Source organism: Sphaerothrix gracilis Ecp01, from assembly GCF_030405905.1.
Classification (GTDB): Bacteria; Cyanobacteriota; Cyanobacteriia; order Phormidesmidales; family Phormidesmidaceae; genus Sphaerothrix; species Sphaerothrix gracilis.
The window spans coordinates 39455-52606 of the sequence record NZ_JASATW010000021.1 but is presented as its reverse complement, the minus strand read 5'-3'; the positions used below and the strand labels follow the sequence as shown (position 1 = coordinate 52606).

The following is a 13152-nucleotide window of genomic DNA, read 5'->3' as shown; positions in this document are numbered from 1 at the left end:
ATGCCGCAGCTTGAAGCCAGCCCCAGAATTGATTTTCATAGTGAAGCTTATAAAGATGCCTATAGCCGAATTAACGCCATCGTGATTGAAGGCGAATTAGAAGCCAATAGCAACTACAAACAGCTAGCTGAAAGCCTGCCTGAAAACCAGGCCGAACTGACCAAGTTGGCAAAGATGGAACTTCGCCACATGAAGGGTTTCCAAGCCTGTGGGAAAAACCTAGAAGTCTCACCCGACATGGACTTTGCCCGCGAGTTTTTCTCTAGCCTGCACGCCAATTTTCAACAGGCTTGGCAAGAGGGCCGCATCGTCACCTGCCTGCTGATTCAATCTCTAATTATCGAAACTTTTGCGATCGCGGCTTACAACATCTACATTCCGGTTGCTGACGAGTTCGCGCGCAAAATTACGGAAGGCGTTGTCAAAGACGAATACCAGCATCTTAACTTTGGCGAAGAATGGCTCAAGGCCAATTTTGCATCCGCTAAAGCAGAGCTAGAAGTCGCTAATCGGGAAAACCTGCCTCTCGTCTGGAAAATGCTCAATCAGGTCGCTAAAGATGCCGCCGTCCTAGGCATGGAAAAAGATGCGCTGGTCGAAGACTTCATGATTACCTACGGCGAAGCCTTAGCTAATATTGGCTTCAACAACCGCGAGGTAATGCGGCTTTCAGCCCAGGGACTAGCGGTTGTCTAGCTCTGGTGCAACTGGCTGTGCTTCATTGTTAACTGGCTTCTACACCCTGTTTTTAGCCTTGACTGTCAAAGTCATATTTGCTGCCGACACAGAGATAGCTTCGCGCTTTTCAAGGTTACAGGGCTAGAAGCCATTTTTTCTCAGTCAATCTGAGTTTTGTCCTTTTATAAGCCTGGTAAACAGGTCTGTAGTAGCCAATCTAGAATGTTCGGTTTAATTGGTCATCTTACGAGTTTAGAACACGCCCAGTCCGTTGCTAGAGACTTGGGCTATCCAGAATATGCTGATCAGGGACTTGATTTTTGGTGCAGTGCGCCCCCCCAAATCGTTGACACGATTAAAGTCAAAAGCGCCACGGGGCAAATCATCGAAGGGCGCTACGTAGAGTCCTGCTTTTTACCTGAAATGCTGGCGGCCCGACGCATCAAAGCCGCAACTCGCAAAATTATTAATGCTATGGCCCATGCCCAGAAGCATGGAGTTGATATTACGGCCTTGGGCGGGTTTTCCTCAATTATTTTTGAAAACTTTAATCTGAATCAAATTCAGCAGGTTCGCAATATCAAGCTAGATTTTCATCGCTTCACTACAGGCAATACCCACACGGCCTACATCATCTGCCGCCAAGTCGAGCAGGCTTCTAAAAAGCTAGGCATCGATCTGTCTCAGGCAACCGTGGCCGTTTGTGGTGCGACTGGAGATATTGGCAGCGCCGTCTGTCAGTGGCTCAACGGGCGCACAGACGTCCGCGACTTGCTGCTGATTGCCCGCAACCACGAAAGGCTGCAACAGCTTCAAGATCGTTTAGGTCGCGGCAAGGCAATGACTTTAGAGGAAGCGCTGCCCCAAGCTGACATTGTGGTTTGGGTGGCCAGTATGCCTAAAGGAGTTGAGGTAGATCCCACTACCCTGAAGCAGCCCTGTCTAATGGTGGACGGAGGATATCCTAAAAACTTAGGCACGCGCTTTAATCATCCGGGTATTCATGTCCTCAAGGGCGGTATTGTGGAACATTCCTTAGATATCGACTGGCGGATTATGAACATCGTCAATATGGACGTTCCTGCCCGTCAGCTATTTGCCTGCTTTGCTGAATCAATGCTGCTGGAATTTGAGAAGTGGTACACCAACTTCTCTTGGGGGCGGAATCAGATTACGCTAGAAAAGATGGATCAAATCGGTCAGTCTTCAGTCAAGCATGGGTTTAGACCTTTGTTAACTTTTGGTTAGATACCCAGTCCATTTCTGCCAGAAGCAACGACTATAGATACCGCCAGCCGCGCTGGCAGACTTGATTTGGGAAATTTTCACCGCTTTTCGAGCGGGTTATTTGCGTTGTCCCTGATTGCCAAGTTATGCCGACTACTGAACGCAGGCCAATTTTATTGGATTTTGAGAAGCCTCTAGTAGAGCTGGAGGCTCGCATTGAGCAGATTCGCCAGCTTGCAGAAGATAATGATGTCGATGTCTCAGCTCAAATTCACCAGCTTGAATCGCGGGCTGATCAGCTGCGTCAGGAAATTTTTACCAGTCTCTCTCCGGCCCAGCGGCTGCAGGTAGCGCGGCATCCGCGACGGCCCAGCACGCTGGACTACATTCAGGCCATCAGCGATGAGTGGGTTGAGCTACACGGCGATCGCCGCTCTGGCAAAGATGATCCGGCCTTGGTGACGGGGATTGCTCGGTTTCAGGGGCGTCCGGTGGTGATGCTTGGCCACCAGAAAGGGCGCGACACCAAAGATAACGTCACCCGTAATTTTGGCATGGCCTCGCCCGGCGGCTATCGCAAGGCCCTGCGGATGATGGAACATGCCGATCGCTTTGGTATGCCCATTTTCTGCTTCATCGATACGCCGGGTGCCTATCCGGGCTACGAAGCGGAAGAGATGGGACAGGGGGAAGCGATCGCCTATAACCTGCGAGAAATGTTCCGGCTCAACGTACCGATTATTTGCACTGTGATTGGGGAAGGCGGCTCTGGCGGTGCTTTGGGCATTGGCGTGGGCGATCGCCTGCTGATGTTTGAGCATTCCGTTTACACCGTTGCCAGTCCGGAAGCCTGCGCCGCTATTCTCTGGAAAGATGCCGGTCGCTCGGCTCAGGCAGCAGAAGCCCTCAAAATCACAGCCGTTGACTTGAAGAACCTGGGTATTTTAGACGAGCTGCTGCCGGAGCCTATCGGCGGTGCCCATGCCTCTCCCCTAGAAGCAGCTGAGAATCTAAAGAAAGCGCTGCTGAGAAATTTAGGTCATCTATTGGTGCTGACACCCCAAGAACGGCGCGACCTGCGCTATCAAAAGTTTCGTCAAATTGGCCTGTTTTCCGAAGAAGACTACGCAGGTACCACCAGCGAATAGCGCCCCCACCGCCGCTGGGAAGTGACAATATCCGTACCTAGAAAAATATGAGAATTTGCGGTTTTTCTCTTAACGTTTGTTAACATACAAAGGGCCTAATTCCGGGATAGCGCTTTTTTGCGGTTTCAGCCTACGCGCCGTACCCCCTAAGATGAGAGCAGGCTGCACGCTGGCAAAGCATGTCAGCAAGTTGCAGCGGCAGTTGAAAGCGCTATGTCCTAAGGTCAAAACTCGGCAGGTTGAGTCAGCTTTACCAATCATCAAATTCGGGTAGGGCTGATCTGTATGAAGCTTGTCATCAGACAGGCTATTCGCTGGAGCAAGCAATGAATTTTTCAGAAAAGCGTCGAGCCTTAATCACAGGAGCCAGCAGCGGTATTGGCAAAGCCACAGCGATCGCGTTTGCCAACCACGGTTTTGATTTAGCGCTGGTCAGTCGCTCCCAGTCAAAGCTGGCGGCGGTAGCTGAGCAGGCTAAAGCTAAGGGGGTAGAGGCCCGACCCTATGTGGTGGATCTCGCTGAAATCGATCAGGTAAAGCCGCAGTTAAAGTCGCTGCTAGCTGATTTTGGCCCGGTTGATGTTTTAATCAACAACGCTGGCATGGGTTATACCCGGTCTTTAGCTGAGACTTCTCTGGCGGACTGGCAGCAGGTAATTGATCTAAATCTGACCAGCGCTTTTCAGTGCGTTCAGGCAGTGCTGCCAGGAATGCGCGATCGCCAGCGAGGACTGATTATCAATGTGGCCTCTGTGGCGGCTGATCAGGCTTTTCCCGATTGGGGAGCCTACAGCGTCAGCAAAGCGGGCATTGTCGCTTTGTCTAAGGTGCTAGCGGTAGAAGAACGGGCTCACGGCATTCGGGTTGCCACTATTTCTCCCGGCGCGGTTAATACGGAGATTTGGGACACTGAAACGGTCAATGCTGACTTTAATCGCGATGCCATGCTGTCCCCTGAAACCGTTGCCGACGCCATCTTACAGACGGCCCTCTTGCCCGAATCTGCTGTGATTGACAAGCTAACGCTGATGCCCAGCGGCGGCGCTCTCTAGCGGGCCTCAGCAAATACCTTTGTGTTTTTGTTCCCTGGTTTTAGAAGTTTAAAATTTAACTGAACTATGACTATTACGTCTTCAAGTATTGGTAACGGCAGCAATTCATCTGCCACTACAAATGCCTCCGAGGAATCAGTGGTGGCCAGTTCCCCTGCCAAAAAGCCCCCTGCTCGCCCCGATCGCAACACCATCAACGGAGCCAGCCCCCAGCTCAAGCACACCGACGATACGGTCAAAGAAGATATGATGGCGGCTGTCCGCACTCTGTTGACCTCAGTGGGCGAAGATCCCGACCGGGAAGGACTGCTCAAAACGCCCAATCGCGTGGCTGAAGCTATGCGCTTTCTCACCAGCGGCTACAACCAGTCTTTGGAAGAGCTGGTTAACGGCGCTATCTTTGATGAAGGCCACAACGAAATGGTGCTGGTACGCGATATCAACGCCTTTAGTCTCTGCGAACATCATATGCTGCCTTTCATGGGCCGCGTTCACGTCGCCTATATTCCCAATGAGCGGGTAGTGGGGTTGAGCAAGCTGGCCCGCATTGTGGAAATGTACTCTCGCCGCCTACAGGTGCAGGAACGTCTCACCCGCCAGGTCGCAGAAGCCGTACAGGAAATTCTCGATCCGCAGGGGGTGGCCGTGGTGATGGAAGCCAGCCATATGTGCATGGTGATGCGCGGGGTGCAAAAGCCGGGTTCTTGGACAGTGACCAGCGCCATGCTAGGTGTTTTTCAGGAAGATCAAAAAACTCGCGAAGAGTTCTTGAGTCTGATTCGCCATCAGCCCTCTTTTTTCTAAAACGCCGTCTAATCTAGAGGGCAGGCTTGAGCAAGAGGGGACGCTGACGGCCCTAGAGCTAGCTCAAAACCTGCCCTTATGAGCGCAGCCCGTCGTCAAGCACGGCTGTATGGCCGCGAAGTCGAGCCGCCGTGGCGCTGTAGTTGGGCAAAGAGCTGCGCTACCTTCTCTAGATCTTTATCTCCCGGCGATCGCTCGACGCCGCTCGAAAGGTCAATGCCCGCTGGGGTCAGGTACTCTAAAGCGGTCAAAATATTCTCAGGATTCAGCCCGCCGGCTAAAAACCAGGGCCGGCTGGGCGTAAATGCCTGGAGCGATCGCCAGTCTAGGGTCTTGCCTGTGCCGCCGAGCTGATGGGGCTGATAGGCATCTAGCAGCAGGGTATCGATCGCGGCCCCATAAGCTTTTACCTGAGCCAAATCCGCAGCAGTGCGGATGCGGCAGGCTTTGATTAGTTCTAGGTGAGGAAACTGTCGCCGTAGCTGCTGGCAAAATTTGACTGACTCCTGACCGTGTAGCTGCAAAGCCGTGAGGGGGGCGATCGCCAAAGTGGCTTCTAGCTGCTCTAGAGTCGGATTGGCAAAAACGCCGATGCGATCGGGGGCGGCCGTTTGGGGCAGCGCCGCCATGATTGACTGAATTTGCTGGGGCGTCACGTAGCGCGGCGAAGCGGCAACGCAGATGAAGCCCAGCGCAGTAGCGCCTAAATGGGCGATCGCCTGAGCCTGATCGGGCCGAGTTATGCCACAAATTTTGACGCGCATAGATAATTTGAAAAAAGCAATAAGCTCCGTCCCCGCTGAGAGAGTTAGAGGCTGGTAACGGACTGAGGTTCTCTGCTCATCCTACAATCTCCCCAATCAATTTATACTATTGGCCGAGATAGGATATTGACTCGGTGGCCGCTGAATTTGCCATATTTTTCTAACTTTTGCCCACAAGCCGACAGAATTCGATTTAGCCGCTGGCTGATCGGGCTGGCAGTCTGGCTGATGGTTGGATTCTGCTGGGGACAGCCAGCGCTGGCGACCTCTGATTTTGCTTTAGAACATCCGCCCCTGACCCTGGAAATTTTGCAGGAGCGACTGGCCACGCCCAGCCGTCAGGAGGGCAAATCGGTGATTGATCTGCGTCGGTTTGCAATTGACGTGCGATCTGAAAATGAAGCTTTTCGCAGCCAGTTTTATCGTTTACTGCGCACCAAGCTGCAGGCGGGCAGCATTCCTTTGGGGCTTGATCTGAGTAACGCGCTGGTGCAGGGCGACTTTGACCTGTCGCAGCTAGGACTGCGAGCACCCCTCTACGGCGAAGCACTGTCCCCTTTGCTAACTGAAACTGAGCAGGCGCAGCTAGCCCGCGATCGGCGGCGGCTAAGTCAGCTTTCGCAACTTTCCCAGTCGCTGCTGATTCAGGCTCAGGCTCCTACCAAGCTTTTTTTGTTTCGGGGCCCCTTGAGACTGGTGCAAACTCAGTTTGAAGGGCGAGTCAACGGGGCCAACCTCTTTTTTCTCAACTCAGTAGAAGCCAGAGGCGCTGTTTTTGGTCAGGAAGCCAATTGGACAGAAGCCCGCTTCAGTCAGGCGGTTAGCTTTATTGGCGCTCTGTTTCAGCAAACTGCTCGATTTCGCAGCAGCTTGTTTTTTGAGCGAGTTCGGTTCAATCAGAGTCAGTTTTTAGGCCCTGTCAGCTTTCAGAGCAGTGAATTTCAAGCCGCCGCTAATTTTAATCAGGCCCTGTTTCAGGCAGAGAGCAACTTCAGCCGCATTCAGTGGCAGCAAAACGTGGATTTTGCTCAAGCTACCTGGCAGAAGGGCGCCAACTTTAGCCGCAGCCGCTTTTTGCGCGCTTTATTTCTAACCGAAATTCAGTTTGAAGCCGCGGCGCTGTTTCAGCAGGCTCAGTTTAGTCAGCCCGTGAATCTACGGGGGGCGGCTATTGCCAGTCAGCTCGACTTTGGGGATGCCCGGTTTTTACCAGGGGCCTACATCAATGTGGCCGGTCTGGAATTCAATAGCGATCAGGCCCAAATTCTAGGCAGTCCGGGACAAATTGGTCAGTTCATTTCTGTGCCCATACTGCCAGGGAATGAAACCCTGCTGCGCAATTTGGTGCGAAACTTTCGGCTGCTTGAACAAATTGCCGATGCCAATCAGGTTGAATACCTGACTGAAACCCTGCGGCTGCGCGAACTGCAAAAACGGATTACCGGCGTCAATCTCAATACGGCCAACGCCCAGCAGCTAAGGCAGGTGGGCTTTACGCCCGCCCAGCAGCAGGCCATTTTACAGGCGCGGAGCCAGCAGCCATTTTTGAGCCTGAGCGATCTGCTGAATCTAGAGCAAGTTGATTTAGCCGCCTACATCAAGGTTCGCGATCGCATCATGACGACAACGACTTTCTCCTGGCTCACTCGGTTACAGGCGGCTGGCCGCTGGCTGCTGCTATCTTTGCTATTGCTGCTGAGCCGCTACGGCACTAGCTCCGGGCTAACCTTGGGAATTGCGATTGTGGCGATCGCCTTCTTCAGTCTGATCTTCTGGCTGATCGATCGCTATCGCCGGCGCTATGCCAACGCTACTAGTCCACCTCGCCAGGAAATTGGCTGGATGCTGGGCAGCTTTGGGCTGCTGCTGCTATCTGGCCTCAGCCTGATTAGCCGTACGGCGGAGCAGTCGGGTTGGACACTATTGTGCCTAAGTTTGCTAACTGTGCCGCTGCCGCTGGTCTTGGTGCTGCTGCTGTATCAGCAGGGACGATATCACAACCTCATGGACAGCAGCTATTTTGTCGAAGATGGCGGTATGCGTCAGCTCAGACTGCTGATTGCGCGGCTGCCAGTCATTCCAAAATTTCCTTTTTTCCGCGATCGCTATACCCCCATTCTGCTCGATCGCCGCTGGAACTGGCTAAACTACTATGACTTCAGCCTTAACAACTGGCTGAAGTTCGGCTTCAATGACATTCGGCTGCGGGATGAGGCCGTACCGGGCCTAATTACGGCTTTAGTCTGGTATCAGTGGAGTCTGGGGGTTTTGTATATTGCCTTATTACTGTGGACGTTTTCTAGAACGATTCCAGGGCTAAACTTACTGCTTTATTTTTAGGCTATGGCGCTGACCAACTCGCAGTCGATTCAACAAAAAAAGGCGGCTTTGCGCCAGCGCTTGCTGAAAGCAAGACAGGCAATTCCGCCTCAGGTTTGGCGGCAAAAGAGCGATCGCATCTGCTATCACCTCAAAACCCTGCCCCTATTTGCCCAAGCCCGAACCATCCTGGCTTACTGCAGCTTCCGCCAAGAACCCGATCTCTCTCCCCTGCTCCAAATGCAGCGCTCTTGGGGACTACCCCGCTGCATCGATCAGTCGATTGTCTGGCATCGCTGGTATCCCCAGGGCTCTCTGCCGCTGCAAACAGGAGCCTACGGCATCTGGGAACCTCATCCGGATTCCCCGCTGGTAGACCCGGCTACGGTAGACCTGATTTTAGTCCCTGCCGTTGCCTGCGACATTAAGGGCTATCGTCTGGGCTATGGCGGCGGCTACTACGATCGCCTGCTGAGTCAGCCTGCCTGGATCGGCAAGCCAACTCTGGGCATTGTGTTTGAATATGCTCGCTTACCTAAAATTCCCAAAGCGCCCTGGGACAAGCGTTTAGACGGTATCTGTACGGAGAGCGGCCTGTATCTCACAGCCCATTAGTGCTGCTGAGTCAGCGCTTCAATAAAACCAGCGATCGCCATAATGCAAAGAATACAGGTTGCCAACTGCAGAAAGAAAGGCAGCGCATTAGTCATTAAAGTTGAGGCCAAAGCAGCCGCGCCGAAGGGCATTAAAAACAAGCAGGCCGCTAAAAATCCAAAGGTGGCGATCGCTAATAAGCGGAGGGCATCACAGGCAATCCGAAATAGAAAACTATAGCGATTTGGGCGTTTCATAAGGGCTGGTAAAATCCAATTAAAATCAATTTTTAAGGGCACCCAGTCGGTGCCCCAGAGCTAAAGCAGAAAGGTTAGAAAGCTTCTCTCAACTGAATACAGTCAGGTTCTACTAGCAGCGTCAGACCTTGACGACCCACGACGCGCACGGCGGTTTCAGAAGGCAAAAATATATTTTGCTCGCAGCGAGCTTTCCACCAAGACGCCTGATACTTCACCCGCCCAATTTGGCCTGGGCGAATTTCGTTTGCAATGACTGCTGCCCTGTCTTGATTGGGATAGAGCGGATGCAGTTCATCAAAGTCAGACTGATCAACTGTGGGGATTTGAGTCTTTTCTTCTAGGTCATTGGCTGAACTTGTCTGTGTGGTCAAAAGCCATCCGAAGAGGCCAAAGAGCCGATTAAACTCACCCATGATTCTCTCCTTTTTTATCAGAAACGGTAGGGGGTTATGCGCCTTGATTGGCTGGAGAATATGTTTATCATGCGTTAGCTTATTAAAAGTTCCAATACAGAAAGTTCGGCTCTCGTCTCGGAAAAATTCAGCCGTTTTCAGTTCCTAATTCAGGTCAGCAAAGTTCAGGCAGATATGGAACAAGTCCTGTTTCTTTATAAAAAGTTCTGGAAAGTTCTGGAAAATTCAGGTTACACTAAGGCACTTAAGATTTAAGACAGACACAAGTCGCGGGTGCATGGACTTTGAAGAGGTCTTCGGAACAGTTGATACGCTAATCTTTCGAGCAGAAAATCGTCGCCTCAGCGAAGCAGAGCGGGTTGTTCTGCTGGCTGCTTGGGAAAATAACACCTATGAGCAAGCAGCGGCAGAGGTGGGCTATAGTGCCAGCTATCTGAAGCGAGATATTGGCCCCAAGCTGTGGAAGCGGCTCTCTAGCGTTTTATCGGAGAGCGTCGGTAAAAAGAGCTTCAAGCTCCGCTTTCAGCAGTTTGCGGCCAGCCATCAGGTGCAGCCCTCACGCTCTGTCACCGCGACTATCCCGGTCGTTACTTCCGTTTTCCCTGCCGCTCAGGTCACGCGGCCCCGTCACTACTGGGGCAACCTCGATATCAGTACAGCCAACTTTGTTGGCCGAGAAGCTGCCTTAAATCAGCTAAAAGATAAGATAGAAAATGGGTCTGCTCGAGTAATTAACCTCTGGGGTGAGGCAGGCGTCGGGAAAACAGCAGTGGCTATCAAGCTGGCTGAAGAACTGCAAAGCAGCTTTGACTTCGTTTTTTACTACTCTTTAGAAGAGTTATCGACGACCGATTTATTCAGTCAGCTCATTACTTTTTTAGCCGATAAGCCAGCCTCTGATTTACCGCAAACTCCTGCTCAGCAAACTGACTGGATCCTACAGCATTTCAGCCAGTGGCGCTGCTTAGTCATCCTAGATGCAGCAGAATCGGTTTTCGCAGCGGGGCAGTTGCCGAGACAATATCGTGCTGGCGGCGAAGGCTATCGAGATTTGTTGAGAGCAGTTTCAGGGCGGCCGCACCGGAGCTGCCTTCTCTGGGTTGGGCAAGAAAAAGCCACGCACTCCGGGGCGGCTATCGTCTCCCATCCGCTCACAGGTCTGAGCCTAGAGGAAGTCAAGTTGCTGCTGCAGTCTTCCGTCTCAGAAGCAACGGTGAGCGATTGGCAAACGCTACACCGTCGATATGAAGGCAATCCTCGCTATCTCCTGGCAGCGGCGGCCAGCTTAGAAACCCTATTCCAAGGCCAGCTAGCCCAGTTCTTGCAGCAGCCGCTAGAGCTAGATATTGCGATTAGCCAGTCACTCAAGCTCATTTTTCAGCGGCTATCGCCCGCCGAGCAGCAGGTGATGTACTGGTTGGCGATCGCCCACGACCCTTTAACCCTAGAAGAATTACAAAAAAGCTCAGTCAACCCGGTGAGAGAGCACGTCATCCTCGCCCTAATCGAGCGATCGCTGTGTGTTTCTGATACCGATGCGGCAGGTAAGGCGATACTCAAGCAAAGCCCACTCCTGCAGCTCTATTGCCTACAGCATTTTCGTCAGCAAGTTCAGACTGAATTTGATCAGTCTGACCCCTGCCTGCTCAACAGCCACGCCCTGCTGCAGGCCAAAGCTAAAGAAGCGATTCAGCAGAAGCAGCGTCATCAAATCCTGCTGCCGTTAGCTGAGCATGTGCGCCGGGCTTACCCCGATAAGCAGGCAATGGTTGCCAAGATTCAGCTGCTGCTCGATGCAGTTCGCACTTTACCACTGCGGCATGGCTATGGCGCGGGTAATTTAGTCAATCTTTGCCAGCAGCTCAACTTACCTGTCTCCGCTTTTACCTGGTCGCAGCTATCGCTGCGGCAGGCTGATTTTCAAAGAGCTAACCTGCATGGCCTAGATTTGTCGCACACAGCGCTAGCCGAAACGGTTTTTGCCAAACCTCTGGGTAAAAGTCCGGTGGCCGCTTTTCATCCCACCGAACCGTTGCTGGCAACCGGAGATGACGAAGGACGGCTAATTCTCTGGCAGCTTGACAGCGGTAAACCGCAGCAGATTTTATCCAACATGAGTGGGGCAGCGGTGCAAGACTTGGCCTTTAGTGCTGACGGCCTGTTTCTGGCGGAAGGAGCTGAAGACAATCTGCGCCTGTGGAATTTGCAACAGGAGCAGCCCTACATTTTTGAGCCGCATTTTCATGCTGTTTGCTGCTTAGCATTGAGTTTAGAAAACAATATGCTGGCCAGCGGCAGTGAAGATGGCTCTATCCGATTGTGGGATATTGGCTCAGCCGACTCTCTGGCGGTGCTCACAGAAACAGTAGAGCCGATTACGGCTTTAAGCTTTAGTCCTGATGGTCGCTGGCTGATGGGCTGCAGCGAAGCCCAAACGATTCACTGCTGGGACATTTACAATCAGACTGAAGACCAGTTTCGCAACGGCACCGACAGTCTACTCTGCACCGCCGCCTTTTTACCGGCTACGGCTTTAGACGCTGAGGCTAAAGCTGAAGCCTGGCTGCCGATCGCCGTAAGCTGGAGCGATCGCAACATTTTGCTCTGGCGGATCCATGAGAATCGTCCCTGGTGTCGCTTACCAGAGCGACTAGAAACGCCGCCGGCGGCGATCGCCCTCAGTGCAGATGGCAGATACTTGGCCTATAGCCAGCAGTCCCGACAGGTAACGCTCTGGTGCCTGGCTAACGAGACTCGGCTGCCGTCACCGACCCGGTTTGAGCAGCCAATTTCCTTTTTACGCTTTAGCCCAGACAGCCGCTTCTTGGCAATTGGTAGCGACTATCAGGTACAGCTTTGGGACTTAGAAAAGGCGCAGGTATGGCAAACCTGGCAGGGCAGCCGTCATCCGGTCAGCAGCTTCGCCGGTGACTTCAACCAAAATCTTTTAGTCAGTGGGCACCGGGACGCCTCGGTGCGAGTTTGGCAGGTCAATCTCTACTCTAATCACAGCCGCTGCCAGCAGGTCTTCAAGCATCAAAACTGGGTGCGAACTTTAGCCATTAGTCCCGATGGAGCTTGGCTGGCCAGCGGCAGTGATGACTGCTACGTACACCTGCGATCGACCGCTGTTGCTGACAGTATGCGCCTGCTCTCTGGTCATACCGACCCGGTGCGATCGCTCGCCTTTGACCCCACCAGTGAAATCCTCGCTAGCGCCGGACAAGATGGCACAATTCGCCTCTGGCAGGTCGAAACCGGCGCTCTAATTACCCAGCTTCTAGGGCATACCGCCACCGTCTATGCCCTGGCTTTTAGCGCTGATGGTCGCTGGCTAGCCAGCGGCGACGACCAGAGCATTCGACTCTGGGAAATTGCTACAGGGCGGTTTCAGTCAATCGAGCAGGCTCATAGTCGGCGGATTCATCGGCTGCAGCTAGATGCTGAGGGCGCCCAGCTTCTGAGCGGCAGCTTTGATGAGCAGGTTAAGCTCTGGCAGTTGCCAACTGCGACCTGCCTCCAGACCTGGCAGCAACCGCAGCACAAGGTAGGCGAAGTTTTGTTTTGCGCAGGCAATCTGCCCCGGGTGGTGAGTAGCTGCGATCGCACTCTCGCCTTTTGGTCTTTAGACCATGACCAGCCTCACTATACCCGTCAGGCCCACGAAATGCCTATTCAGCAGACCGCTCTCAGCGCCAACGGGCAGCATTTGCTCAGCCTCAGCACTGACGCCGAAATCGGCATCTGGGAAATCACTTCTGGCATTCGCTGGCGAGCCTTACATATCGATCGCCCCTATGAGCGCCTGAACATCCGTGATGCTGTTGGTCTAGAAGCTTTGGAAAAGCAAGTTTTGCAGCTTTTAGGAGCAGTTGAGCTGTAGCTAGCATCCA

11 protein-coding genes are annotated in these 13152 nt (G+C 52.9%); 8 read left to right on the top strand and 3 right to left on the bottom strand.

All coding sequences use genetic code 11. The annotated features are described in order from the left end of the window. From QJQ48_RS20455 to folE, 5 genes are all read left to right on the top strand, one after another. On the top strand, positions 1-696 hold the full coding sequence (locus QJQ48_RS20455; protein ID WP_346293105.1) for an aldehyde oxygenase (deformylating): 696 nt from the start codon (positions 1-3) through the stop codon (positions 694-696). A 204-nt stretch (positions 697-900) separates the two neighbouring features. Continuing rightward, positions 901-1926: a long-chain acyl-[acyl-carrier-protein] reductase gene (locus QJQ48_RS20450; protein WP_346293104.1), complete on the top strand. Its 1026-nt coding sequence runs from the start codon at positions 901-903 to the stop codon at positions 1924-1926. A 125-nt stretch (positions 1927-2051) separates the two neighbouring features. Next, positions 2052-3053: an acetyl-CoA carboxylase carboxyl transferase subunit alpha gene (accA, locus tag QJQ48_RS20445; protein WP_346293103.1), complete on the top strand. Its 1002-nt coding sequence runs from the start codon at positions 2052-2054 to the stop codon at positions 3051-3053. A gap of 326 nt (positions 3054-3379) precedes the next feature. Beyond that, entirely contained in the window at positions 3380-4105 is a 726-nt protein-coding gene (locus QJQ48_RS20440) for an SDR family oxidoreductase (RefSeq protein WP_346293102.1), read from the top strand. 66 nt (positions 4106-4171) lie between these two features. Next, positions 4172-4909 carry a GTP cyclohydrolase I FolE gene (folE, locus tag QJQ48_RS20435; RefSeq protein ID WP_346293101.1) on the top strand — a complete coding sequence of 246 codons (738 nt, stop codon included), beginning with the start codon at positions 4172-4174 and terminating at the stop codon, positions 4907-4909. 95 nt (positions 4910-5004) lie between these two features. On the opposite strand, the gene QJQ48_RS20430 is transcribed toward folE, so the two are convergent. Then, on the bottom strand, positions 5005-5673 hold the full coding sequence (locus QJQ48_RS20430; RefSeq protein WP_346293100.1) for a phosphoribosylanthranilate isomerase: 669 nt from the start codon (positions 5671-5673) through the stop codon (positions 5005-5007). Positions 5674-5901: 228 nt separating this feature from the next. On the opposite strand from QJQ48_RS20430, the gene QJQ48_RS20425 reads away from it, so the two are divergent. Further along, complete coding sequence (locus QJQ48_RS20425) at positions 5902-8013, top strand: helix-hairpin-helix domain-containing protein (RefSeq protein WP_346293099.1); 2112 nt, start codon at positions 5902-5904, stop codon at positions 8011-8013. A 3-nt stretch (positions 8014-8016) separates the two neighbouring features. Further along, positions 8017-8607 (top strand): 5-formyltetrahydrofolate cyclo-ligase, encoded by a 591-nt coding sequence (locus QJQ48_RS20420; protein WP_346293098.1) that lies wholly within the window; start codon positions 8017-8019, stop codon positions 8605-8607. Here QJQ48_RS20420 and QJQ48_RS20415 read toward each other — a convergent pair. Together QJQ48_RS20415 and QJQ48_RS20410 are read right to left on the bottom strand one after the other, a co-directional pair. Then, complete coding sequence (locus QJQ48_RS20415; protein WP_346293097.1) at positions 8604-8843, bottom strand: hypothetical protein; 240 nt, start codon at positions 8841-8843, stop codon at positions 8604-8606. The genes QJQ48_RS20420 and QJQ48_RS20415 overlap by 4 nt on opposite strands. 74 nt (positions 8844-8917) lie before the next feature. Beyond that, positions 8918-9259, bottom strand: coding sequence for an NfeD family protein (locus QJQ48_RS20410; RefSeq protein ID WP_346293096.1), 342 nt, complete (start codon positions 9257-9259; stop codon positions 8918-8920). Between the two features lie 277 nt (positions 9260-9536). On the opposite strand from QJQ48_RS20410, the gene QJQ48_RS20405 reads away from it, so the two are divergent. After that, positions 9537-13142 carry a helix-turn-helix domain-containing protein gene (locus QJQ48_RS20405; RefSeq protein WP_346293095.1) on the top strand — a complete coding sequence of 1202 codons (3606 nt, stop codon included), beginning with the start codon at positions 9537-9539 and terminating at the stop codon, positions 13140-13142. Positions 13143-13152 lie beyond the last annotated feature (10 nt).